Origin of the sequence: Rhodoferax koreense (assembly GCF_001955695.1) — a bacterium.
Lineage (GTDB): Bacteria > Pseudomonadota > Gammaproteobacteria > Burkholderiales > Burkholderiaceae_C > Rhodoferax_B > Rhodoferax_B koreensis.
Genome location: NZ_CP019236.1, coordinates 3,829,888 through 3,851,862, shown reverse-complemented (window position 1 = coordinate 3,851,862; position 21,975 = coordinate 3,829,888). Strand labels below are relative to the sequence as shown.

The following is a 21,975-nucleotide window of genomic DNA, read 5'->3' as shown; positions in this document are numbered from 1 at the left end:
GAAAAATCATGTGGTACTTCTCCTGGATCCTCGGCCTGCCCCTGGCCGCCGCCTTCGCCGTGCTCAACGCGATGTGGTACGAACTGATGGACGACGAGGCGGTGCGCCGGGGCAAGCTCGCCAAGCAGAGCGGCGAGACTTCGGAACAGTTGTAGGCCGGCCCGGCCTGGCGGTCAGGCCGCCGGCTTCTTGCCCTTGCCGCCGGTCAGCCGGTCCTTCAAGGTCAGCACCTTAGTAACCGTCGCACCCATGCCCATGAGCTGCATCGCGGTCTCCGGCGCCAGGCGCTGCACGTCGTCGAACCACTTCATGAGCCGGTCGATCAGGTCGTGCATCTCGCGCATGCGCTGCTGGGCGTGGCGTTCCGCCTCGCTGGTCGGTTCCTCGAGCAGGGCCATGCGCAACATCGACAGCGTGGGCTCGATCTCGCGGCGCCGGCGCTCCTCGGCCAGCACGCGAAAGATTTCCCATACGTCCTGCGGCGCCTCGAAATACTCGCGCCGGTCGCCCGCCTGGTGCCGCAGCCGCACCAGCCGCCAAGACTGCAACTCCTTCAGGCCCATGCTCACGTTGGAGCGGGAAAACTCGAGCGTCTCCGCGATCTCGTCGGCATTCATGGCGTTCTGGGCAATGAACAGCAGCGCATAGATCTGCCCCACCGTGCGGTTGATGCCCCAGCGACTGCCCATCTCTCCGAAGTGGGCGATGAATTGGCGGTTGAGTTCGGGCAGGCGGGGTGGCGTGGGCATACAGGAATTGTAGAGGTTTCAGTAAGTACTGAAGCCTTGGCTCCCCCGGATTACGGTGCGGCGAAGTTCACCGTCGCCCGCAGCCCGCCGAGCGAGGGCGAGGCGTCCAGCGCCGTCGTGGCGCCGTGCTGCATCGCAATCGCCTTCACGATCGACAGGCCCAGGCCGCTGCCGCCGGTGCCGGCCATGGCGTCCGGGCTGCGGTAGAAGCGCTCGAACACCCGTTCACGGTCGGCCTCGGGGATGCCGGGGCCGGAATCTTCCACCACCAGGCGCGTCATGCGGGCTTCGCTGGCCGCGTCGACCCGCACGCTGCCGCCTTCGGGCGTGTACTTGATGGCGTTCTCCAGCAGGTTGCGCAGCAGGATGCGCAGCGCTTCGGCGTCACCCCGCACCGGGGCGGCGGGGCCTTCGGCCGCGCGCAAATCGATGCCGCGGGCCAGGGCCTGGCCTTGCATCTCGGTGGCGATCGCCTGGGTGAGCGGGCGGAGGTCGACCGTCTGCAGTGGCGCGGCCTCGTTGCCTTCCTGCCGCGCCAGGGCCAGCAACTGGTTCATCATGCGGATCGACCTTTCGATGCCCTGGTTGAGCCGGCCGATGGCCACGTCGCGGGTGGCCTCATCGGGCGCGCGGTGCAGCGCCTGGGCCTGCAGCTTGAGGGCGGTCAGCGGCGTGCGCAGTTCGTGGGCCGCATTGGCGACGAAGGCCTTCTGCGCCTGCAGCACGGTGTGCATGCGATCGAACAGCAGGTTCAGCTCCTGCACCAGCGGGCGCACCTCGTCGGGCAGGCCGTTGTCGGCCAGCGGTGACAAGTCTTCGGCGGTGCGCGCGGCGACCTGGCGGCGCGTGCGCTCCAGCGGCGACAGCGACTGCCGGATCACGGCCCAGATCACCAGCATCAACAGCGGCGCGATGAGGGCCATCGGCAGCATGGCGCGCAGCGCCAGCGCGCGAGCACGGCTCTGCCGCGCGCTCATGTCCTGCGCGATCTGGATGGTCTGGAACGGTGTCTGGATCGAATACACGCGGTAGGTGGTGCCGCCCTGCACCACGTCGGAGAAACCGAGCACGGCACGCGGGGGCAGCGCGGAACGCGAGGAGCGGAACAGCTGGATGCCGTCCGCGCCCCAGATCTGCACCAGGTAGTCGATGTCGCTGTCCGCGCTGGTGGCGTCATCGTGTTCCTGCACGGGTGGCGGCGCGGGTTTGCTCGGCGCCTGCGGCATGCGCGCGCGCATCGACAGCGCCATCTGCTGCAGGTGGTAGTCGAACATCTCGTCGGCCTGCCTGAGCGCGCCACGGTAGGCCGAGACGGCCTGGAACAGCGCCGCGAGCACGATGGCCGTCATCACCGACAGCAGCAGCCGCCGGCGCAAAGAATGCGTGGCCGAACCCGGAGACGGCGTCATGGCTGGTTCTCGGGCTTCGGCATCACGTAACCCAGGCCGCGCACGTTCTGGATCAATTCGGCGCCGAGCTTCTTGCGCAGCCCGTGGATGTAGACCTCGACCGCGTTGCTGCTCACGTCGTCCTTCCAGCTGTAGAGCTTCTCCTCGATCTGCGCGCGGGAGAACACCACGCCGGGCCGGGCCATCAACGTCTCCAGCACGGCCCATTCGCGGGCCGACAGCGAGATCGCCTCATGGCGGCGCTGCCCATCGCGCACGACCTCGCGCGTGGCCTCGTGGGTCACGGGATTCAGCCGCAAGCCCTGGTATTCGACCACCGAATCGGCGCGGCCCAGGCTGCGGCGCACCAGGGCGCGGATGCGGGCCAGCAGTTCGTCGATGTCGTAGGGCTTGACCACGTAGTCGTCCGCGCCGGCGTCCAACCCCGCGATGCGCTCGGCCACCGCGTCGCGCGCCGTGGCCACCAGCACCGGCGTGATCTCCTTGCGCGCGCGCATGGCACGCAGCACCGCCAAGCCGTCGCGCCGGGGCAGGCCCAGGTCGAGCAGCACCATGTCGTATTGCTCGGACTGCAGCGCGGTATCGGCCATTTCGCCATCCTTCACCCAGTCGACCGCGAAGGATTCGGCGCGCAGCACGTCCAGCAGGGTTTCTCCGATCATCACGTCGTCTTCGACAAGCAGCAGGCGCATGCGCATGGTCCGTTTTGTAGGTCTCGCGAATTATGCGAGTTCAGGCTTAGATCGGACTTAAGCGGTTTGACGCCGCGGATTGACCTGCATCATCTGGTACTGTATTCCAGGGTGTGACCTCTTGTAATCTTTATAAGTCATCTCATAAGATTTGTAACCATTTACATGAGGGATTGCCGATGCGCACCAACCTGCCTGTGACCCAGCGTGAGTATGAGTTCCCGGACAACGCAACCCTGATGTCCACCACCGACACACAAAGCCACATCGACTACGCGAACGCGGCCTTCGTCGAAGTCAGCGGTTTCGAGCGCGACGAGATCCAGGGCCAGCCCCACAACCTCGTGCGCCATCCCGACATGCCGACCCAGGCCTTCGCCGACATGTGGAAGACACTCAAGGGCGGCGAGCCCTGGACCGCGCTGGTGAAGAACCGCCGCAAGAACGGCGACCACTACTGGGTGCGGGCCAACGCCGTGCCGGTGGTGCGCAACGGCGCAGTGGCCGGCTTCATGTCGGTGCGCACCAAGGCCAGCCGCAGCGAGATCGACGGCGCCGAAAAGGTCTACAAGGAATTCCGGGAGGGCAAGGCCGGCAACCGCGCGTTCCACAAGGGTCTGGTCATCCGCACCGGCCTGATGGGCTGGACCGCGTTGACCCAGCGCATGTCGGTGCGCTGGCGCATCCGGCTGGCGCTGGCGGCGCTGGCGGCGGTCGGCGCCGGCCTGTCGGCGGTGTTCGGTCTGCGCGGCGCCGCCTTGGCCGAATCGATCAGCGGCTTGGTGGTGACCGCTGCGCTGGCCAGCTGGTGGCTCGAGGTGCAGATCGCCACACCGCTGGAGCGGGTGCTTCGCCAGGCGCTCGACGTGGCCTCCGGCCGCAGCCAGCAGGGGCTGGAACTGGGCCGGGTCGACGAGATCGGCATGACGCTGCGCTCGATCAACCAGCTTGGTCTGATGTTCCGCTGGCTCATCGACGACGTGGCGCAGCAGGTGAGCAACGTGCAGACCGCCATCGACGAGATCGCGCAGGGCAACAACGACCTGAGCTCGCGCACCGAGCAGTCGGCCGCGAGCGTGGAGCAGACGGCGGCCTCGATGACGCAGATGACGGCCAGCGTGAAGAACAACGCCGACACCACGCGCGAGGCGACCCGTCTCGCGGGCTCGGCCAGCCACGCGGCCAGCCAGGGGGGGGAGGTGATGGCGGGCGTGACCTCGACGATGGGCGACATCACGCAGAGTTCGCGCAAGATCGCCGACATCATCGGCGTGATCGACAGCATCGCCTTCCAGACCAACATCCTGGCGTTGAACGCCGCGGTGGAAGCCGCGCGCGCCGGCGAACAGGGCCGCGGCTTCGCCGTGGTCGCCAGCGAGGTGCGGGCGCTCGCCGGACGCAGTGCCGAGGCCGCCAAGGAGATCAAGCAGCTGATCGGTGCCAGCGTGGAGAAGGTCGAGTCGGGCTCCAAGCTGGTGGCCGACGCGGGCGAGAGCATCAACAACATCGTCACCCAGGTGCGGCAGGTGTCCCAGCTGATCGGCGACATCAGCGAAGCAACGCAGCAGCAGAGCGAAGGCGTGAGCCAGGTCGGCGACGCCGTGGCGCACCTGGACCAGATCACGCAGCAGAACGCGGCGCTGGTGGAGCAGAGCGCCGCCGCGGCCACGAGCCTGCAGCAGCAGGCGCAACGGCTGGTGGAGGCGGTGAACGTGTTCCGGCAGGGCTGAGTGGACCGATATCGCTCCCTTTCCCGCAGCGGGCGAGTGCGCTTGCGCGGCGCCTGCTAGGATGGCCGCTGTCGGCCAAAGGCCGGCTGCAAATCAAGTCAGACGGCATGGTCGCCTTCTACTTCTTCCATCCCACCACAGAGAAAATTCAAATGCCAAAAGCCTACTGGGTCAGCGCGTATCGCGCGGTCAACGATGCCGAAAAACTTGCCGCTTATGCGAAGCTGGCCGGCCCGGCGCTCACGGCCAACGGCGCCCGCTTCCTCGCGCGTGGCGAACCGGCCAAGGTCTACGAACAAGGCCTGATGCAACGCACGGTGCTGATCGAGTTCGACAGCGTCGAACAAGCCATGGCCGCGCACGACAGCCCTGAATACCAGGCCGCGCTGGCTGCGCTGGGCGATGGCGCAGAGCGTGAGATTCGTATCGTCGAAGGGGTTTGAGCAAGAGGCGTCTGGGATTCGCGGTTGAGGATCGGCAGACGCTGCTTCTCTGACGAGGGATGGGCAGGGTCAAACCTTGAAGCTTCCTGCCACATTCTTCGGGAACAGCTCGTCGACGGCCAGGCGGCGGGCGCAGATGCCCTGCTCGAAGCCGAACTTGCAGAATGCGGCCAGCGTTGCCCGGTTGATCGATCCGCCCTGGCTGTTGTCGACGCCATAAGGGAACCAGTCTTCCCCGAACACCTTTTCCATCCGCGACGTGTAGTCCGGTAGCCAGGCCAGCGGTGCATGGCTGGCCGTCACGTCCGACAGCCGCTCGATCGAGTTCTTCTTGGCTAGGGCGAATGACTTGACCAGGTTCATGGCGACCCAGGGGTGGGCAGACATCACATCGCCGCGCAGGACGAGTCCGTGCATGATCGGGAAAATACTGGTTTCCTTGAAATACTGCTCCTCGAGTTCCTGATAGTTGTCCATCAGGCGCGATAGGCCTTTGCCGAGCGATGTCGGTGGCCGGGCCGACATGACAGCATCGATTTCGCCGTCCATGAGCATCTGGTCCAGCGACTTGTCCGGCACCGGGGTGTAGCTCAGGCCGTCAGGAAGATGCAGGGCCACCTTTTCCTTGCGCCCGGCCTGGTTGACACCCGCTTGCACCCAGCGAATCCTGGTCAGGTCGATGCCCAGGTAATCGCTGAGCCAGCCGCGGCCATAGATGCCTGCGGTTTGTGCCCATTCCGGCACGCCGATGGTTTTGCCGACCAGGTCTTCCGGGCGTTTCACCGAGCCGCCGTCGCGCACATAAAACATGGAGTGGCGGAAAGCTCTCGAGATGAAGATCGGCAAGGCCCAGACCGTCGGATCGTCCTGCGCCCGTAGCGCGATGTATTTGCCCATGGACATTTCCGAGATGTCCCACTCACGGTGCAGCGTGAACCGGTAGAAGATTTCTTCGATCGGAAGATGCAGGGTGCGCAACGCGACGCCTTCGACCGGAACGGTGCCGTCCGTGACGTCACGGGTGTGGTCATAGTGCCCGAGGGCCAGGGTAAGAGAGAGTGGATTCATGCTCAGTCCGGTTTGATGTCTGCCGTCTTGATGACCTTGGTCCACCGCGCGAATTCCTGTCGGGTGAACTCCGACAGTTCGGACGGCGTGCTGGCCAGCGCTTCCTGGCCGTGTTTGCTCAGTTGATCGCGGTAATCCTTGTCGGCTGCCAGGCTGACCATGACACCGTTCAGCTTCTCGATGACTGGCGCAGGTGTACCGGCTGGTGCGTAGAGCCCGTACCAGGAACTTGCTTCGACGCCTTTGACACCGAGTTCGCTGAGCGTCGGAACGTCGGGAATCACATCGAGGCGACGGGGCGAAGTCACGGCCAGGGCCCTCAACCGGCCCGACTGAACGAACGGAATGGTGGACACGACGCCGCCGAACACCATCTGCGCTTCCCCACCGATGACCGCTGCCGCCGCCGGGCTGCTGCCCTTGTACGGGACATGCTGGATATCTGTTTTGGTCACCATCTTGAACAGCTCGCCCACCAGATGAAGCGGCGAGCCGTTGCCACCGGACGCGTAGTTGAGTTTGTTCGGCTGGGCCTTTGCCAATGCGATGAGTTCCGGAACCGTCTTCGCCGGGACATCGGGGTTCACCACGAGGATCTGGTAGGGCCTGCGCCACCATGCTGATGGGCGCGAAGTCCTTGAGCGGGTCGTACCCGACCTTGCCCAGGCTCGGCGTCATCGCCATGTTGGCGACAAAACCCAGCGTCAGGGTGTAGCCGTCCGGCTTGGCCTTGGCGACAAGTTCCGTGCCGAGATTGCCGCCAGCGCCGGCCCGGTTTTCGACGATCACCGGCTGATGCAATTCGGACGAAAGCCTTTGGGCAACCAGGCGTCCCAGCGTATCGTTGCCACCGCCCGGCGGATAGGGAACCACGATGCGTATCGGCCGGTTCGGGTAGTCCTGGGCGCCTTGTGCCATGGCGCTGGCGCCGGGCTGCAGTAGCGCGAAAGGCGACAGGATCGCCATGATCGCACTGCGCCTCGCCCATGATTTCTTCTCCATTGATGTCTCCTGGATGTCGTTCGAGTATTCGAGCCGTGATGGGCCATGGCGCTGAACGGCAGCGATTTCCACAGCGTGTTGATCGCTGCCTCTATCGATGGGTTGCCGGGCGCGAAGCGATAACTTCAGGGCAGAAGCTGGCCGGCGCAGCGGGTGCGGGAGTCCGAATGAATGACGCTGTGAATGACGCTGGATAACGCATGCATTCGATTTTCTGCCTCACCGGTTATGGTGACAAGCGGATTGGGCGATAGCCAGTATTGCGTTTTCGAATACTGCGCGGCGACGCTCGCCCTGACCCTCTCCCGCGCGTGGGAGAAGGGACAATACCAAGTCAGCCCGCCAGCCGCGTGCGGTGCCGCGCAATCTGCGCCTTCACCTGGGCCGGCGCGGTGCCGCCCAGCACGTTGCGCGCGTTCAGCGAGCCGCGCAGGCTCATCACGTCGAACACGTCCTTCTCGATCGAGGGGTGGAAGCCCTGCAGCACCGCCAGCGGCAGTTCGGACAGATCCACCTGGTGCGAGATCGCCGACTTCACGGCGTGGGCCACCACTTCGTGGGCGTCGCGGAAGGGCAGGCCCTTCTTCACCAGGTAGTCGGCCAGGTCGGTGGCGGTGGCATAACCGCGGCGCACCGCGGCTTCCATGGCTTCGGGCTTGGTGGTGATGCCGCCCATCATCTCGGCGAAGATGCGCAGCGTGTCCTTCAGGGTGTCCACCGTGTCGAACAGCGGCTCCTTGTCTTCCTGGTTGTCCTTGTTGTAGGCCAGGGGCTGGCCCTTCATCAGCGTGATCAGGCCCATCAGGTGGCCGACCACGCGGCCGGTCTTGCCGCGTGCGAGTTCGGGCACGTCGGGGTTCTTCTTCTGCGGCATGATCGATGAGCCGGTGCAGAAGCGGTCGGCGATGTCGATGAAGCCGAAGCTCTGGCTCATCCACAACACCAGCTCTTCACTCAGGCGGCTGACGTGCACCATGGCCAGGCTGGCGGCGGCAGTGAATTCGATGGCGAAGTCGCGGTCGCTCACGGCGTCCAGACTGTTCTGGCACACCCCTTCCATGCCCAGCGTCTTGGCCACACGTTCGCGGTCCAGCGGATAGCTGGTGCCGGCCAGCGCCGCGGCGCCCAGCGGCAGGCGGTTCACGCGGCGGCGCACATCGAGCATGCGTTCGGCGTCGCGGCTGAACATCTCCACATAGGCCAGCATGTGGTGGCCGAAGCTCACCGGCTGCGCCACCTGCAAGTGGGTGAAGCCGGGCAGGATCACCTCCACGTTCTTCTCGGCCAGGTCGAGCAGGGCGGTCTGCAGCGCCACCAGCAGTTCGCCGATCCCGTCGATCTCGCCGCGCAGCCAGAGGCGCACGTCGGTGGCCACCTGGTCGTTGCGGCTGCGGCCGGTGTGCAGCCGCTTACCGGCGTCGCCCACGAGCTGCGTGAGCCGCGCCTCGATGTTGAGGTGCACGTCCTCCAGATCGAGCTTCCATTCGAAGGCGCCGGATTCGATCTCGGCCGTGACCTGAGCCAGGCCCTTCTGGATCGAGGCCAGGTCGGCCGCGCCGATGATCTTCTGCGCCGCCAGCATGTCGGCGTGCGCCAGACTGCCGGCGATGTCGGCCTGCCACAGGCGCTTGTCGAAGAACACACTGGAGGTGTAGCGCTTGACCAACTCGCTCATGGGTTCGGAAAACAGCGCCGACCAGGCTTCGGATTTTTTGTCGAGTTGGTTTGTGGACATGAGAGGCTTTGCAAAAGAAAAAGATGGACGCCGAAGCGCATGCGGGGAATCGTGCCGGCGTCCCCATAATCGGGCATCGCTCCCGGCGACCTTGACAACATCTTCCACCGCATGAAAGAACCGCAAATTTTATCGGCCTTCCAGGACCTGCCGGCGAATTCGGCCGAGGCGGCTGCGGCGCGTGCGCCATCGCCCGTGCCGGCACGCGCGCTGGTGTTCGACGCCTGCCGCGCCGGCGTGATCCTGCGCGCGGTCCTGTTCGTGGAGACGGCCGTGGGGGTGGGTGCGATGTTCGGCAGCGCGAATTTCCTCGAATGGCTGACCCGGCTGTCCCTGCTGACCGGCGGCGCGCTGCCGGCCACGCTCACCTGGCTCATCGCCGCGTGCAGCCTCAAGCGCCCGCTGGCGCGGCTGCCGCGCGGCTGGCAGCACCTGGCCGGCGTGGCCATCGGCGCGCTGGCCGGGCTCTACGGCTGCGGCATGCTGGCCCTCATCAATTTCACCGGTTTCGCGGAACCTGCACCCTGGCTGGCCAGCGCGGCCGCCGGCGCGCTGCTGGCGGCGCTGGTGGTGGCCGGGCTGCTGCTGCGCGCGCGCGCCCAGGCGCCGGCGGCCACCACCGCGCGGCTCGAGGAACTGCAGGCGCGCATCCAGCCGCACTTCCTGTTCAACACGCTCAACAGCGCCATCGCCCTGGTGCGCGCCGAGCCGGCCAAGGCCGAGGCCCTGCTGGAGGACCTGAGCGACCTGTTCCGCCATGCCCTGGTGGACCGCGGCGAAGCGGTCACGCTGGCGCAGGAGGTGCAGTTGGCCGAGCGTTACCTGTCGATCGAGCAGGTGCGTTTCGGCGATCGGCTGCACGTCACCTGGGCGCTCGACCCGGCGGCGGACCAGGCGCGGCTGCCGCCGCTGCTGCTTCAGCCGCTGGTGGAGAACGCGGTCAAACACGGCGTGGAGCCGAGCGCGGCCGGGGCGGAGCTGCGCATCTCCACCGAGCGGCGCGGCGGCATCGTCGTCATCAAGGTGGCCAACACCGTGCCGGCCGGCCCCGGCGCGCCGGGTCACGGCCTGGCGCAGGACAATGTGCGCGACCGGCTGAATCTGCTCCATGATGTGCAGGGGCGGTTCCAGGCGCAATTCAAGGATGGCGTGTACCAGGTGCGCATCGAAGTCCCCGCTTGATGTGGAACACCCCCAAGTTGCGCACTGCGTGTCGCGCCCACCCCCTTGCAGGGGGCAACACCAGTGGCCCGGCGAAGCCGGTTCCACGGTGTTTCTGGAAGGAACCGGTTGTAGCATGATGGCGTTATGACTCTACGGGTGTTGATCGTCGACGATGAGAGCCTGGCGCGTTCGCGGCTGCGCACGCTGCTGGGCGACTGCGCTTCGGCCGAGGTCGGCGCCGAGGCCGCCACGGCGGACGAGGCGCTGGCGCTGTTGCGGCAGCAGCCTTTCGACCTGGTGCTGCTCGACATCCACATGCCCGGTGCGGACGGCATGCAGCTTGCGCAGAGCCTCAAGGCGCTGCCGCAGCCGCCGGCCGTGGTCTTCGTCACCGCGCACGCGGACCATGCGGTGCAGGCCTTCGAGCTGGAGGCCGTGGACTACCTGACCAAGCCCGTGCGCCTCGAACGGCTGCAGGCTGCGCTACAAAAAGTGGAGCGGTCGGCGCAGCTGCGGACGGCGCCAGAGCACGATTTGACCGAGGAAGCCCTGGTGATCCACGACCGCGGCCGCACGGAGCGGGTGCCGCTGTCCGAGGTGCTCTACCTGAAGGCCGAGCTCAAGTACATCACCGTGCGCACCGCCGCGCGCAGCTACATCTTCGATGGCTCGCTGAGCGAGCTCGAGGCGCGCCATGCGGGCGTCTTTGTGCGGATCCACCGTAACGCGCTGGTGGCCCGCCGCGCCATGCGGGCGCTGGAAAAAAGCTTCGATGCCGAGGACGGCGAGGGTTGGGCCGTGCGGCTGCAGGGACTCGAAGAGGCCTTGATGGTGTCGCGCCGGCAGCTCGCGACGGTGCGCGAAGCCATCGCGATCGGCGGCTGATTCAAAAAAACAGGGTGCAGTCCGACCCGGGACGGTAGCGCAACCATGGACAATGGGGCCGTGCTGAAGCCGCCATTGCCACCTTCGTCGCCGTCGACATCGGCAGCGCCGACCTCGATCTGGACCACGCTGCGCCACGCGTCGTTTCGCGGGCTGTGGGGTGCGGGCGCGGTCTACTTCATCGGCAACGCCATGCAGACCATGGCCGCCGCCTGGATGATGGTGGAACTCACCGGCTCGTCCTTCCTGGCCGCGCTGGTGCAGACGGCGGTGTTCCTGCCGATGTTCCTGCTGTCGCTGCCGGCCGGCGTGCTGGCCGACATCACCGACCGGCGCCGGCTGATCCAGATCGCGCTGGTGGTGCAGGCCGTGACCGGCACCCTGCTGGCGCTGCTGCTGCTCTCCGGCGTGGGCGGTGCGGCCACGCTGCTGTTCTTCATCTTCGTGGCCGGCAGTTGCACCGCGCTGCTGTCGCCCGCCTGGAATTCATCCATCGCCGATTCCGTGCCGCGCGAGGAGTTGCCGTTGGCCATTACCGTGGTCTCGATCGCCTACAACGCCGCGCGCGCGGTCGGCCCGGCGCTGGCCGGCGTGGTGTTCTCGGCGTTCGGCGGGGCCTGGAACTTCGCGCTCGCCGTGGGCAGCACGCTGGCGATGTTGTGGTCCATCCAGCGCTGGCCGCCGCGGCCGCATCCGCCGTCGCGCCTGCCGGCCGAGCGCCTTTGGGGCGGCATGCTCAGTGCGCTGCGTTTCGCCTGGCATTCGCACACCGTGCTGGCGCAACTGGTGCGCACCGTCGCCTACAGCGGTGCGGGTTCGGCGCTGTGGGCGCTGCTGCCGGTGATCGGCGCCAAGCAGTTGAACCTGGGCGCGGCCGGCTACGGCCTGCTCATGGGCTGCCTGGGCACCGGCGCGGTGCTGGTCGGCCTGGTGATCGGCCGGCTGCGGCTGCGCTTCGGGCTGGAGGCCATCGTCGGCACCGGCTGCGTGGTGTTCGCCACGGTGATGGTGATTGCGGCGTTCTCGCACTGGGCGCCCTTGGTGTACCTGGCCCTGGTGTGCGGCGGCGCGGCCTGGATGGCGGTGATGTCGACCTTCAACACCGCCACGCAGACCAGCGTGCCGCCCTGGGTGCGGGCCCGCGCACTGGCCATGCACACCTTGTGCGCGCTCGGCTCCTTCGCGCTGGGCTCGGCGTTCTGGGGCGCGCTGTCCGACATCTTCGGCCTGGATTTCGCGCTCTGCCTGGCCGCCTTGGCCATGGGTTGCGGGCTGCTGCTGGCGCGGCCTTTTCCGCTGCGCATGGGCGAGAAGACCGAGATCACCCAGGTGCCGCAGGCCACGCAGTGGGAAGAGCTGTTCATCAAGGACGCCCCCGCGCCCGAGGCCGGCCCCGTTGCGGTGGAGATGGCCTACAAGATCCGCAGCGGCGAATCGGCCGCCTTCCTCGAGGCCGTGAGCCACCTGCGCGCGCCGCGACGGCGCGACGGTGCCACCTTCTGGCGCATCTACCGCGACCTGGCGGACCCCTCGCGGTTCGTCGAACGTTTCATCGTCACCTCCTGGGCCGACTACCTGCACCAGCGCGCCCGCGCCACCCTGGCCGACCAGGAACTGGAGGCCCATGTGCGTTCGTTCCTGGCGCCGGGCGTGACGGTGACCATGCAACACTATCTGGCGGAACGATGAAAGCTTTTCCTTGCCGATACCAGGCGCCTGCGCGCTGGGGTTCATCACATGTACTTCGACAGGCTCAGTACGAACGGGGTGTTGACTTGTTCCCGTTGGGCTCGAGTTTGCCGAAGGGCCCTGGCTCATGTGCTTCGACAGGCTCAGCACGAACGGAGAGGGCCTCTTTCCCCGTTCGCCCTGAGCCCGTCGAAGGGCTTGGCTCGTGTGCTTCGACAGTCTCAGCACGAACGGAGAGGGCCTCTTTTCCCGTTCGCCCTGAGCCCGTCGAAGGGCTTGGTTCGGCTGCTTCAACAGGCTCAGCACGAACGGAGAGAGGCGCTTTTCCCGTTCGCCCTGAGCCTGTCGAAGGGCTTGGTTCTGGCTTCGACAGCCTCGGCTCGACCGGCGTGGAGGTCCACCGATGAACGATAGGCTGCAAGCCCCCGAGAAGGAAGCCATTGCACTGCTGCCGCCTTTCCCGAGCCTGACCATGCCCGATGTCTGGCTCGTGGCCACCGCGCGCGATGCCGAATTGGCCGATGCTGAACTGCGCGGCCAGACCGTGCTGGGCTTCGACACCGAATCCAAGCCGACCTTCGTGCGCAACGAAACCTCGGAAGGTCCGCACATCGTGCAGTTCGCCAGCCTGACCAAGGCCTACGTGTTCCAGCTGCACGATCCGGCCTGCCGCGCCGTGGCTGGCGCCGTGCTGGCCTCCCGGTCGGTGACCAAGGCCGGCTTCGGCCTGGCCTCGGACGTGAAGCAGATCGCCGCCAAGTTCGGTGCGGCGCCGAACGCGGTGGTCGACATCGACACCCTGTTCCGCCGCCAGGGCTACCGCAAGGAACTCGGTGTGAAGGCCGCGGTGGCGGTGATGTTCGGCGAACGTTTCAGCAAGTCGAAGAAGGCCGCGACCTCCAACTGGGCCGCACGCCAGCTCACGCCGGCGCAGATCCTCTACGCGGCCAACGACGCCTATGCCGCGATGTGTGTGTTCCACGCGCTGCAGTCCGGCGCGCAAGCGTCCTGAGGGCGGTGCCATGCTGCTGCGCCTGCACCACGCCGCCATCATCTGCGCCGACTACGCCGTCTCGCGTCGCTTCTACACCGAGGTGCTGGGCCTGCGCGTGGTCGCCGAGAACCTGCGCGCCGAACGCCGGTCGATGAAGCTCGACCTGGCCCTGCCCGACGGCTCGCAGATCGAACTGTTCTCTTTCCCCGCGCCGCCGCCCCGGCCCTCGCGGCCCGAAGCCTGCGGCCTGCGCCACCTGGCCTTCGCCGTGGCCGACCTGGATGCCGCCGTCGCGCGGCTGCAGGGTTTCGGCGTCGATGTCGAGCCGGTGCGGGTCGATGAGTTCACCGGCCGGCGCTTCACCTTCTTCGCCGATCCCGACGGCCTGCCGCTGGAGCTCTACGAAGCCTAGTGCGCCTGTTTTACCAGCCTGCCAACAATGTCCATCTCCCACCCGAAAACCGTCTGGATCGCCGACGCCGCTTACCTCTACAACTACGGCCGTTCGCGTGGCGCGGGTTTCGATTACCTCAAGCTCAAGAACGAACTGGTGCGGCAAAACGGCGGCCCGCTGTACGAGAGCTACTACCTCAACGCCGCCATCGACCCGACGGCCGAAGCGCAGAGCGCCTTCCACACCTGGATCAAGTCGGCCGCACCCAAAGGCCCGCAGATGCGGGTCCAGATGTACAAGCTCAAGGACCAGCACAACCGTTGCCCATCCTGCGGGACGAACTTCGACCGCCATGTGCAAAAGGGCGTGGACGTCGCCATCGCCACGCTCATGATCAAGCTGGCCACGCAAGGTGTGTATGACCGGCTGATCCTGTCGGCCGGCGATGGGGATTTCGAAGATGCGATCAACTACGTCAAGTCGGACCTGCGCAAGGAAATCTGGCTCAACGGGGCGCAGACGACGTTGTCCGTCGACCTGCAGTGTTACGCGGACAAGGTGCTCTGGCTGGAAGAAATGCAAGCTGCAATTGACAAATAGTTACATTACGGCCTGAGGCGCGGAGTTTTGGAACCGCCGCGCTTCCATTTCGTCCATTCATAACTCTTCAAAGCAATCATGAAATTTAACGACATGCGGGTGGCCTACAAGTTGTGGGTTGCCATCCTGGGCCTGTTGCTGGCAATGTTGACCGTCACCGTCTGGGTTTGGGCCAGAACGCAACAGGTGGCGGAGCACACCCAGCAACAGGTGGCCCAATTCGAGGACTCCATCACCACGGCAGTCACCTGGCGCGGCATGGCCGACATGGCGGTGAGCCTCAATGTGCTCACGGTCACGACCACCGACGAGGCGATGGCGCGAGAGATGGAGAAACGCGTGGCCGGACTGACCGCGAAGATCACGCCGATCCAGGAAAAAATCAACAAGACCGCCGTCACGCCAGCCGACAAGGAGGCTTTGGCCCTGGTGGCCTCCACCCGCGCCAGCATCCGCGGCGTGGGCGACAAGGTCAAACAGGTGAAGGACGCGCACGACCCTGTCGCGGCGCAGGCCTTCATGGACACGGACTACATGCCGCGCGCGCAGGCCTACCTCTCGGCCATCGACAAATACGTCGATCTCCAGGTTCAGCAGCGCGACCAGGCGAAGCGAGCCGCTGTCGAGGAGGGCGACAACGTCGTGCTGGTGGCACGCATCAGCATCGCGGCGGTGTTTGCGCTGGGGGTCTTTTTGGCGGTGTTTCTGGTGCGCTCGATCGTTCAGCCGCTGCAGCGTGCGGTGGAAGTGGCCGATGCCATCACGGCCGGCGACCTGACGCTTTCCGTCCAGTCCGACCGCAAGGATGAGTTCGGCCGATTGCTGCGGGCCATGTCGGAGATGGTCGGCAAGCTGCGCGGCCTGGTCTCCGAAGTGCGCAGCGGCGTGGAATCGGTGTCGACCGCGTCGGTGGAGATCGCCAACGGCAACCAGGACCTGTCCTCGCGCACCGAGCAGACGGCCGCCAACCTGCAGCAGACCGCGGCCAGCATGGAGCAGCTCACCAGCACGGTCACGCAGTCGGCCGATACCGCTCGCCAGGCCAACCAGCTGGCCGCCAGCGCCGCCCAGGCCGCCACGCGCGGCGGCGAAGTCGTGGGCCTGGTGGTAGGCAGCATGCAGGACATCAGCGAAGCCTCGCGCAAGATCGGCGACATCATCGGCACCATCGACGGCATCGCCTTCCAGACCAACATCCTGGCGCTGAACGCGGCGGTCGAGGCCGCACGCGCGGGCGAGCAGGGCCGCGGCTTCGCCGTGGTGGCCGCCGAAGTGCGCAGCCTCGCGCAACGCTCGGCCGAAGCCGCGAAGGAAATCAAGCTGCTCATCAGTGCTTCCGGCCAGACGGTGGAAGCCGGTACGCAGCAGGTGGCGCAGGCCGGCGAATCCATGGGCGAGATCGTCAGCAGCGTGCGCCGCGTGAGCGACCTGATCGGCGAGATCAGCGCCTCGTCCACCGAGCAGCGCGACGGCATCGGCCAGGTCAACCAGGCCGTGACCAACCTCGACCAGATGACGCAGCAGAACGCCGCGCTGGTGGAGGAGTCTGCCGCCGCGGCCGCGGGACTGCGCGATCAGGCGCAGCGCCTCTCGCAGGTGGTGTCGGTGTTCAACGTGGGTGCGGTCACGGCTGCGCCCGCAAGCTACCGCGCTCCGGCGTCCGCGCCCGCCCGTGCGGCGGCCGTGCCAGCGCCGGCGCGCACGGTGCCTGCCGTGAAAGCGGCCGGATCCGCGGTGCCCCGGCCCGCGTCGCCAAGGCCCCAGGCCGTGGCAGCACCGCAGCGCAAGCTCACCGCCGCCGCGCCGACGCCGAAGGCCGCCGCGCCGGCCCAGGCTTCGGCAACGGCCGAAGGCGACTGGGAAAGTTTCTGAACGGTCTTCCCATCGCCGCGCCGGGAGCGCCGGCCCTGCGCCTCACGAGCCCGAGGGCGCCCGCACCACCACCTTCCCGGTCATGTACGGGTGAACGGAGCAGGCGTAGTCGTACACCCCCGGCGCGTCGAAGACACGGCTGAAGCTCTTCCCGGGCAGAAGCAGGTCCTGGCCGGGCGACCGGTCTGCGAAGGCCACGCCGTGGGGGGCGCCGTCGCGGTTCGTCCAGGTCACGCGCTGGCCGGGCGCCACCGTGATCTGCGCCGGCTGGAACGCGAAGTTGGCGATCGAGACCTCGTGGCTCGAGACATGGGCGCCGGCGTGCTGCACTGCGATCTTGCGCGGTGCGTGGCCCACCGCCACGGTCCGCGTCTGGCCGGAGGCCAGGTCCACGATGCTGACGCTGTCCGAGCCCTCGTTGCTCACCAGCAGCTGGTTGTCCTCTTCGCCGCGGTCCATCCAATGCGGCTGCTGCCCCACCTTGACGCTGCGCAGCGGCTGGCGGCTCGCCGGATCGAACAACTGCACCTCGCCCGGCCCCTGCACCACCACCACGCCGAAGGGCATGCGGGCGAAGTGCTGGGCCAGGTGCGGCGAGATGCCGGTCGGAATCTGCGCCACGATGCGGTTCTGCCCGGTGTCCACTTCCTGCACCGCGGCCACGCCGGCCAGCGTCACGTACAGCGCCTTGCCGTCGGCACTGAATTCCAGGTCGCGCGGCGGCTTGTCCAGTGCCACGTGGCCGGTCACCTCGCGGCTGCGCAGGTCGATCGCCACCAGCGCGAAATGCCCCGGCGCCTGCGAGGCCACATAGGCCACGCCGCCGTCCGGATGGATGGCGATGGTGTGCGGCTTGGGCACGGCCAACGTGGCGGCGACCAGGCGCGAAGCCACGTCGATCCAGGCCACACGGTCCTCGCCGTTGACCGCCACCAGCACGTACTTGCCGTCCGGCGTGAGTGCCAGGCCCTGCGGGCCCTGGCCGACCTCGACCTTGCGCGCCAGGGTGTCGCTGGCGCTGTCGATCACGTCCACGGTGCTGGCGCTGGAGCCGCTGACGAACACCGGGCCGCCGCCGGGCGCGGCCACCAGCCCGTCCGGCCCGGCCGACACGGGCAGGGTGGACAGCACGGTGCCGCCCGCGATGTCCAGCACGCTCACGGTGTTGTCCTTGAAGTTACCCACGTAGGCCTTGGGGCCGGCGGCCTGCGCCGGGCCGATCAGTCCGGCCAGCACGAGGGCGGCCACCGGGGCGAGCCAGCGGCGTCGATGGAGTGGAAAATGGATTCTGGTCATGGCATCCTCTGGAGTTTGAAGGGCGCGCCAGCCGACGGCCGGCACCCCTGCATGACGCCGCCGGCCGAGCACTTATTCCCGTCGCCTGCGTTGCCCTGGCAACACGCTCGGGATTGGAATAAAACCGGCCCCGCGTGCGTCGTGCAGGGATGGTTCGAACAACCCATCGTGGGATGATGGCGCGCAGCCCCCGACCAGAAGACCTTATTCCTTGACCCATCCCGCCGACCGGTTCGAAGCCATCGCCATGCCCCATCTGCCCGCCGCCTACAACCTGGCGCGCTGGCTGCTGCGCGACGACCACAACGCGGACGACGTGGTGCAGGAGGCCTACCTGCGCGCGTTCCGGTTCTTCCAGGACCTGCGCGGCGACGACGCCCGGCCCTGGCTGCTCGGCATCGTGCGCAACGCGTGTTTCGACTGGATGCGCGCGCAGCGGCATTTCGACGGCCAGTTGCCCTTCGACGAGTTCGGCGACTACGCAGACCATGGCGGCGCGGCGGTGCAGGCTGCGCCGGCCGACCCCGCCGTGCTGTACGCGCAGCACAGCCAGAGCCGGCGCGTGAATGCCGCCATCGCCGCGCTGGCGCCGGCGCTGCGCGAGATGATCGTGCTGCGCGAACTGGAGGAAATGTCCTATGAGGAAATGGCGCGCGTCGTCGGGGTGCCCGTGGGTACGGTGATGTCCCGGCTGTCGCGCGCCCGCGCGCTGCTGCGCCAGTCGCTGCAGGACGAAGGGCCGATCGAGTCGCAGGTGAACCCGCATGAAAGGCGCTGAAATGAAACAATCGTCACGCTCATCGCTTCCCCCCGAGGGGGCGTATCAGTGTCTTCGGGCGGCCGGGCGCCACTGACATGGACAGCCCCGAAGATCTCGCCCTGGGCGAGTTGATCCGAGCCCAGGCGCTGAGGCACGCGCCCGCGCCGGACCTGGCCGAACGCCTGCACCGGCGGCTGCAGAACACGCCAGGCTCGGCAGAGCCGCCCGTGCCGGCGCGAGGAGGGAAAGTGCGTGCTGCAGGATCGAGATGGGCCCGGTGGTGGCAGGCCGTTGCGCTCTACGGCGCGGGCGCGGCCACCGCTTGGTTGGTGGCCAGCGTCGTACTGGTGGTGCCGCCGGACGGCACGGGCGAGCAGGTGCTGGCCAGCCATCTGCGCTCGCTGATGGCCGACCACCTGATCGACGTGGCCTCCACCGATCGCCATACGGTCAAACCGTGGTTTTCCGGCAAGCTCGACTTCTCCCCGCCCGTCGTCGACCTGGCCGCGCAGGGATTCCCGTTGTCGGGCGGCAGGCTCGACTACATCGACGGCCGGCCGGTGGCGGCCCTGGTCTACAGGCCTGGCCGGCACGTGGTCAACCTGTTCGTCTGGCCGGCGCCGGCGGGCGCGGCTTCGGCGCCGGTGCGCAGCACGCGCCAGGGCTACCATATCGTCGAATGGGTGCAGGCGGGCATGCGGCTCTCGGCCGTCTCCGACATGGATGCGGCCGAACTGCAGACTTTCGCGACACTGGTGCAGGCCGGCATCGCGGCGCCCGCGGCTAATCCTCCGCCGCCCCCTCCACCAGGAACTGCACCCGGCGCTGCCCCTGCCACTCGTTGACATCGAGCCGGAACGCCAGCGTCACCTTCGAGGGCAGCGCCTCGGTATGGCCGAACCAGATGCCATCCACCGGCTGCCCCTGGTGCTTGAGCTTGAGCGACAGGTGCTTTTCGCCGACCAGGCGCTGCGACACCACCTCGAGCTCCTCGCTGAAGGTCGGCGGCGCGAAACCCTGGCCCCAGACTTCGCGGTGCAGCACGTCGACGAGTTCGGCGCGCCGGTATTCGGGGGCCAGCGGGCCGTCGGTGTCCAGGCGGCGGGTGAGGGTGGCGGCGTCCAGCCATTCCTGGGCCACCTGGGTCAGGCCCTGTTCAAATTCGTCGAGGCGGTCCGCGTCGATGGTGCAGCCGGCCGCCATGGCGTGGCCGCCGAAGCGCAGCAGCACGCCGGGGTGGCGCTTGGCCACCAGGTCGAGCGCGTCGCGCAGGTGGAAACCGGGGATGGAGCGGCCCGAGCCCTTGAGCTCGTGTTCCTTGCCGGGCGCCTGGCTGGCGGCAAAGACGAAGGTGGGGCGGTGGAAGCGGTCCTTGAGACGCGAGGCCACGATGCCGACCACGCCTTCGTGGAAGTCCGGGTCGAACACGCAGACGGCCGGGGGTGTTTCGCCGTCGCCGTCTTCACGGCCGAACAGAGATTCGCAGACCTGCATCGCCTGCTCGCGCATGCCGCCCTCGATGTCGCGCCGCTCGCGGTTGATGCCGTCCAGCGTCTGCGCCAGCGCCTGGGCCTGGGCCGGGTCGTCGGTCAGCAGGCATTCGATGCCGAGCGTCATGTCCGAGAGGCGGCCCGCGGCATTGATGCGTGGGCCGAGCGCGAAGCCGAAGTCGAAGGTGGTGGCCACGGCGGCCTTGCGGCCGGCCGCGACGAACAGTGCGTTCACGCCGGCGGGCATGGCGCCGGCGCGGATGCGCTTGAGCCCCTGGGCCACGAGGCGGCGGTTGTTGGTGTCGAGTTTCACCACGTCGGCCACGGTGCCGAGCGCGACGAGCGGCAGCAGCACGTCGAGCTTCGGCTGATCGGCACTCGTGAATACCTCGCGTGCGCGCAGTTCGGCGCGGGCCGCCAGCAGCACGTAGAACATCACCCCCACGCCGGCCATGGCCTTGCTCTCGAAGGTGCAGCCGGGCTGGTTCGGGTTGACGATGACTTCGGCATCCGGCAGCTCGGGGCCGGGCAGGTGGTGGTCGGTCACCAGCACCTGCAGGCCGAGCGCGCGCGCCGTGGCCACGCCCTCGACGCTGGCGATGCCGTTGTCCACGGTGACCAGCAGGTCGGCGCCGGCGTCCTTCACGCGGCGCGCGATCGGCGCGGTCAGGCCGTAGCCGTCGACCACGCGGTCCGGCACGATGTAGCTCACGTGTTTTGCGCCCAGGAGGCGCAGGCCGCGCACGCCAACCGCGCAGGCGGTGGCGCCGTCGCAGTCGTAGTCGGCGACGATGCAGATGCGGCGGTCGGCCTGGATGGCATCGGCCAGCAGCGCCGCGGCCGCCGCCATGCCCTTCATGCCGGAAGGCGGCAAGAGCCGGTGCAGCGCGTCGTCGAGCTCTTCCTGGCCGAGCACACCGCGCGCGGCATAAAGCTGCGCCAAAAGCGGATGGATGCCGGCCTGCTGCAGCGCCCAGACAGCGCGCGGCGGGATGTCGCGTGCTGTGATTTTCATAGCGACTCCAGCACAGTCAGCAAGCGCGTGGGGCTTAAAAGGCTTGCAATCCGCTGGCGCAGGCCGAGGCCGGTGCTGGTGAAGCTGCGCGCATGGTTTTCGCCGCAGAGCGTGAGTTGCACCGGCTTTTTTTGATCGAGTCGCTGCAGCAGCGCCGCGCAGTCGGTGGCGTCGATGTGCTGCCAGGTCGCCATCCAGCCCGGCCCGTCGTTGCGACGCACCGCTTCGGCCAGTCCGCGCGGCGCGATGGTTTTGGGCTCGTTTCCCCGCGATGGTGATGCAGGGCTATCGCCCGTCCCACTGACCCAGAACGAATTCACCGGCGCCAGCCCGCGAGCGCCGCGTTCGTCGTTCACCGCATGGGTGTAGAGCAGCATCTGCATCTCGTTCTGCAGCCGGCGCAGGCCGCGTGCCTGCTCGGCCCTGGGCATCCAGTCGTCCACCCGCCGGCCGGCCACGCGGTCGAGCGAGGCCGTGGCCAGGCCGCGGAACCACTCGCCGCGCGCCAGCCAGGTGGTGGGCGTCACATAAAACAAGGCGATGCCGTCCTCCTCGAAATAGGTTTGCATGGCGGCCAGCAGCGTGCGCGATTCGGCTTCCGTGAGTCGCAGGCCGTCCGGATCGTCCATGTCCACATGGGCCGAGGCCATCTCCCAGTGGCAAGGCGTGACGATGGCCCAGGCGCCATCCGCCGCGCCGGCCAAGCCGAGGCGGCCGGCTTCGAGCGCGGCCCAGGGCAGCAGCCCGTCGGGTGAGGCGAGGCCCTGGGCGTGCGCCAGCACGCGTTCGTGCGGGGGGGTGAGGCTTTCTTCGGAGCCCTTGTCGGTCGGGCCGGGCGCCAGCCGGGCCAGCAGTTTCTCGAGATTGGGCAGTTGCAGCGAGGACAGGGCCGGCCGACCTAATTCGGCCGCTGCGAAGGGAATCACCAAATGGGGTGTGTCTGACATGCGGGTATTGTCGGGGATGCCACAATCATCGCTTTGCCTGG

Annotated in this window: 21 protein-coding genes and 1 pseudogene; 12 read left to right on the top strand and 10 right to left on the bottom strand. The window is 67.6% G+C overall.

Annotated features, from left to right (window positions below):
- Positions 1-8 precede the first annotated feature (8 nt).
- Positions 9-155, top strand: coding sequence for a cytochrome bd-I oxidase subunit CydX (gene cydX, locus RD110_RS17835; RefSeq protein WP_076200764.1), 147 nt, complete (start codon positions 9-11; stop codon positions 153-155).
- An 18-nt stretch (positions 156-173) separates the two neighbouring features.
- Here the strand turns inward: cydX and RD110_RS17830 are convergent, their stop codons facing one another.
- From RD110_RS17830 to RD110_RS17820, 3 genes are read right to left on the bottom strand one after another with little or no spacing between them, the layout of a single operon-like run.
- On the bottom strand, positions 174-749 hold the full coding sequence (locus RD110_RS17830; protein ID WP_076200762.1) for a GbsR/MarR family transcriptional regulator: 576 nt from the start codon (positions 747-749) through the stop codon (positions 174-176).
- Between the two features lie 50 nt (positions 750-799).
- Positions 800-2,158, bottom strand: a complete 1,359-nt coding sequence (locus RD110_RS17825; protein WP_076200761.1) for an ATP-binding protein — start codon at positions 2,156-2,158, stop codon at positions 800-802.
- A complete protein-coding gene (locus RD110_RS17820) occupies positions 2,155-2,850 on the bottom strand; it encodes a response regulator (RefSeq protein WP_076205209.1) in 696 nt (231 codons plus the stop codon). The genes RD110_RS17825 and RD110_RS17820 overlap by 4 nt, the downstream gene beginning before the upstream one ends.
- A 179-nt stretch (positions 2,851-3,029) precedes the next feature.
- Here RD110_RS17820 and RD110_RS17815 point away from each other — a divergent pair, with 179 nt between their 5' ends.
- Complete coding sequence (locus tag RD110_RS17815) at positions 3,030-4,580, top strand: methyl-accepting chemotaxis protein (protein ID WP_076200759.1); 1,551 nt, start codon at positions 3,030-3,032, stop codon at positions 4,578-4,580.
- A gap of 107 nt (positions 4,581-4,687) precedes the next feature.
- Entirely contained in the window at positions 4,688-5,023 is a 336-nt protein-coding gene (locus RD110_RS17810) for a DUF1330 domain-containing protein (RefSeq protein ID WP_394329418.1), read from the top strand.
- Between the two features lie 69 nt (positions 5,024-5,092).
- Here RD110_RS17810 and RD110_RS28640 read toward each other — a convergent pair whose 3' ends face one another.
- The 4 genes and pseudogenes from RD110_RS28640 to argH form a co-directional block, all read right to left on the bottom strand.
- Positions 5,093-6,091, bottom strand: coding sequence for a substrate-binding domain-containing protein (locus RD110_RS28640; protein WP_076200758.1), 999 nt, complete (start codon positions 6,089-6,091; stop codon positions 5,093-5,095).
- Between the two features lie 2 nt (positions 6,092-6,093).
- Positions 6,094-6,678: a Bug family tripartite tricarboxylate transporter substrate binding protein gene (locus RD110_RS28860; RefSeq protein ID WP_275425853.1), complete on the bottom strand. Its 585-nt coding sequence runs from the start codon at positions 6,676-6,678 to the stop codon at positions 6,094-6,096.
- Between the two features lie 79 nt (positions 6,679-6,757).
- Positions 6,758-7,009 (bottom strand): annotated as a pseudogene (locus tag RD110_RS28965) (Bug family tripartite tricarboxylate transporter substrate binding protein); the annotation flags it as partial.
- 418 nt (positions 7,010-7,427) lie between these two features.
- A complete protein-coding gene (gene argH, locus RD110_RS17795; RefSeq protein WP_076200756.1) occupies positions 7,428-8,828 on the bottom strand; it encodes an argininosuccinate lyase in 1,401 nt (466 codons plus the stop codon).
- Between the two features lie 111 nt (positions 8,829-8,939).
- Here argH and RD110_RS17790 point away from each other — a divergent pair, with 111 nt between their 5' ends.
- From RD110_RS17790 to RD110_RS17760, 7 genes are all read left to right on the top strand, one after another.
- Complete coding sequence (locus RD110_RS17790) at positions 8,940-10,010, top strand: sensor histidine kinase (RefSeq protein WP_076200755.1); 1,071 nt, start codon at positions 8,940-8,942, stop codon at positions 10,008-10,010.
- Positions 10,011-10,136: 126 nt separating this feature from the next.
- A complete protein-coding gene (locus RD110_RS17785; protein ID WP_076200753.1) occupies positions 10,137-10,877 on the top strand; it encodes a LytR/AlgR family response regulator transcription factor in 741 nt (246 codons plus the stop codon).
- Positions 10,878-10,922: 45 nt separating this feature from the next.
- Positions 10,923-12,566 carry an MFS transporter gene (locus tag RD110_RS17780; RefSeq protein ID WP_083686332.1) on the top strand — a complete coding sequence of 548 codons (1,644 nt, stop codon included), beginning with the start codon at positions 10,923-10,925 and terminating at the stop codon, positions 12,564-12,566.
- A 403-nt stretch (positions 12,567-12,969) separates the two neighbouring features.
- Entirely contained in the window at positions 12,970-13,578 is a 609-nt protein-coding gene (locus tag RD110_RS17775; protein WP_076200751.1) for a 3'-5' exonuclease, read from the top strand.
- Positions 13,579-13,588: 10 nt separating this feature from the next.
- Positions 13,589-13,972, top strand: a complete 384-nt coding sequence (gene gloA2, locus RD110_RS17770; RefSeq protein ID WP_076200750.1) for an SMU1112c/YaeR family gloxylase I-like metalloprotein — start codon at positions 13,589-13,591, stop codon at positions 13,970-13,972.
- 27 nt (positions 13,973-13,999) lie between these two features.
- Complete coding sequence (locus RD110_RS17765; RefSeq protein WP_076200748.1) at positions 14,000-14,554, top strand: NYN domain-containing protein; 555 nt, start codon at positions 14,000-14,002, stop codon at positions 14,552-14,554.
- Positions 14,555-14,632: 78 nt separating this feature from the next.
- Positions 14,633-16,426 (top strand): methyl-accepting chemotaxis protein, encoded by a 1,794-nt coding sequence (locus RD110_RS17760; RefSeq protein WP_076200746.1) that lies wholly within the window; start codon positions 14,633-14,635, stop codon positions 16,424-16,426.
- A gap of 42 nt (positions 16,427-16,468) precedes the next feature.
- On the opposite strand, the gene RD110_RS17755 is transcribed toward RD110_RS17760, so the two are convergent.
- Entirely contained in the window at positions 16,469-17,722 is a 1,254-nt protein-coding gene (locus tag RD110_RS17755; RefSeq protein WP_083686331.1) for a YVTN family beta-propeller repeat protein, read from the bottom strand.
- A gap of 211 nt (positions 17,723-17,933) precedes the next feature.
- Between RD110_RS17755 and RD110_RS17750 the strand changes: the two genes are divergently transcribed.
- A complete protein-coding gene (locus RD110_RS17750) occupies positions 17,934-18,500 on the top strand; it encodes a sigma-70 family RNA polymerase sigma factor (RefSeq protein ID WP_239467061.1) in 567 nt (188 codons plus the stop codon).
- A gap of 77 nt (positions 18,501-18,577) precedes the next feature.
- On the top strand, positions 18,578-19,327 hold the full coding sequence (locus RD110_RS17745; protein ID WP_076200743.1) for an anti-sigma factor family protein: 750 nt from the start codon (positions 18,578-18,580) through the stop codon (positions 19,325-19,327).
- Here the strand turns inward: RD110_RS17745 and recJ are convergent.
- Both recJ and RD110_RS17735 read right to left on the bottom strand, forming a co-directional pair.
- A complete protein-coding gene (recJ, locus tag RD110_RS17740; protein WP_076200741.1) occupies positions 19,266-20,987 on the bottom strand; it encodes a single-stranded-DNA-specific exonuclease RecJ in 1,722 nt (573 codons plus the stop codon). The genes RD110_RS17745 and recJ overlap by 62 nt on opposite strands.
- Positions 20,984-21,934 carry a hypothetical protein gene (locus RD110_RS17735; RefSeq protein WP_076200740.1) on the bottom strand — a complete coding sequence of 317 codons (951 nt, stop codon included), beginning with the start codon at positions 21,932-21,934 and terminating at the stop codon, positions 20,984-20,986. Before RD110_RS17735 ends, recJ begins: the two co-directional genes overlap by 4 nt.
- Between the last annotated feature and the right edge of the window lie 41 nt (positions 21,935-21,975).

What these genes read in the sequence shown, in the direction of transcription:
- RD110_RS17825 (WP_076200761.1), bottom strand. Translation starts at nt 2,158, where the DNA reads ATGACGCCGTCTCCGGGTTCGGCCACGCATTCTTTGCGCCGGCGGCTG.
- RD110_RS17790 (WP_076200755.1), top strand. Translation starts at nt 8,940, where the DNA reads ATGAAAGAACCGCAAATTTTATCGGCCTTCCAGGACCTGCCGGCGAAT.
- RD110_RS17755 (WP_083686331.1), bottom strand. Translation starts at nt 17,722, where the DNA reads ATGACCAGAATCCATTTTCCACTCCATCGACGCCGCTGGCTCGCCCCG.
- RD110_RS17735 (WP_076200740.1), bottom strand. Translation starts at nt 21,934, where the DNA reads ATGTCAGACACACCCCATTTGGTGATTCCCTTCGCAGCGGCCGAATTA.
- RD110_RS17785 (WP_076200753.1), top strand. Translation starts at nt 10,137, where the DNA reads ATGACTCTACGGGTGTTGATCGTCGACGATGAGAGCCTGGCGCGTTCG.
- RD110_RS28640 (WP_076200758.1), bottom strand. Translation starts at nt 6,091, where the DNA reads ATGAATCCACTCTCTCTTACCCTGGCCCTCGGGCACTATGACCACACC.
- RD110_RS17820 (WP_076205209.1), bottom strand. Translation starts at nt 2,850, where the DNA reads ATGCGCCTGCTGCTTGTCGAAGACGACGTGATGATCGGAGAAACCCTG.
- RD110_RS17775 (WP_076200751.1), top strand. Translation starts at nt 12,970, where the DNA reads ATGAACGATAGGCTGCAAGCCCCCGAGAAGGAAGCCATTGCACTGCTG.
- RD110_RS17830 (WP_076200762.1), bottom strand. Translation starts at nt 749, where the DNA reads ATGCCCACGCCACCCCGCCTGCCCGAACTCAACCGCCAATTCATCGCC.
- RD110_RS17760 (WP_076200746.1), top strand. Translation starts at nt 14,633, where the DNA reads ATGAAATTTAACGACATGCGGGTGGCCTACAAGTTGTGGGTTGCCATC.
- recJ (WP_076200741.1), bottom strand. Translation starts at nt 20,987, where the DNA reads ATGAAAATCACAGCACGCGACATCCCGCCGCGCGCTGTCTGGGCGCTG.
- RD110_RS17810 (WP_394329418.1), top strand. Translation starts at nt 4,688, where the DNA reads ATGGTCGCCTTCTACTTCTTCCATCCCACCACAGAGAAAATTCAAATG.
- argH (WP_076200756.1), bottom strand. Translation starts at nt 8,828, where the DNA reads ATGTCCACAAACCAACTCGACAAAAAATCCGAAGCCTGGTCGGCGCTG.
- RD110_RS17780 (WP_083686332.1), top strand. Translation starts at nt 10,923, where the DNA reads ATGGACAATGGGGCCGTGCTGAAGCCGCCATTGCCACCTTCGTCGCCG.
- RD110_RS17815 (WP_076200759.1), top strand. Translation starts at nt 3,030, where the DNA reads ATGCGCACCAACCTGCCTGTGACCCAGCGTGAGTATGAGTTCCCGGAC.
- cydX (WP_076200764.1), top strand. Translation starts at nt 9, where the DNA reads ATGTGGTACTTCTCCTGGATCCTCGGCCTGCCCCTGGCCGCCGCCTTC.
- RD110_RS17765 (WP_076200748.1), top strand. Translation starts at nt 14,000, where the DNA reads ATGTCCATCTCCCACCCGAAAACCGTCTGGATCGCCGACGCCGCTTAC.
- gloA2 (WP_076200750.1), top strand. Translation starts at nt 13,589, where the DNA reads ATGCTGCTGCGCCTGCACCACGCCGCCATCATCTGCGCCGACTACGCC.
- RD110_RS17745 (WP_076200743.1), top strand. Translation starts at nt 18,578, where the DNA reads ATGGACAGCCCCGAAGATCTCGCCCTGGGCGAGTTGATCCGAGCCCAG.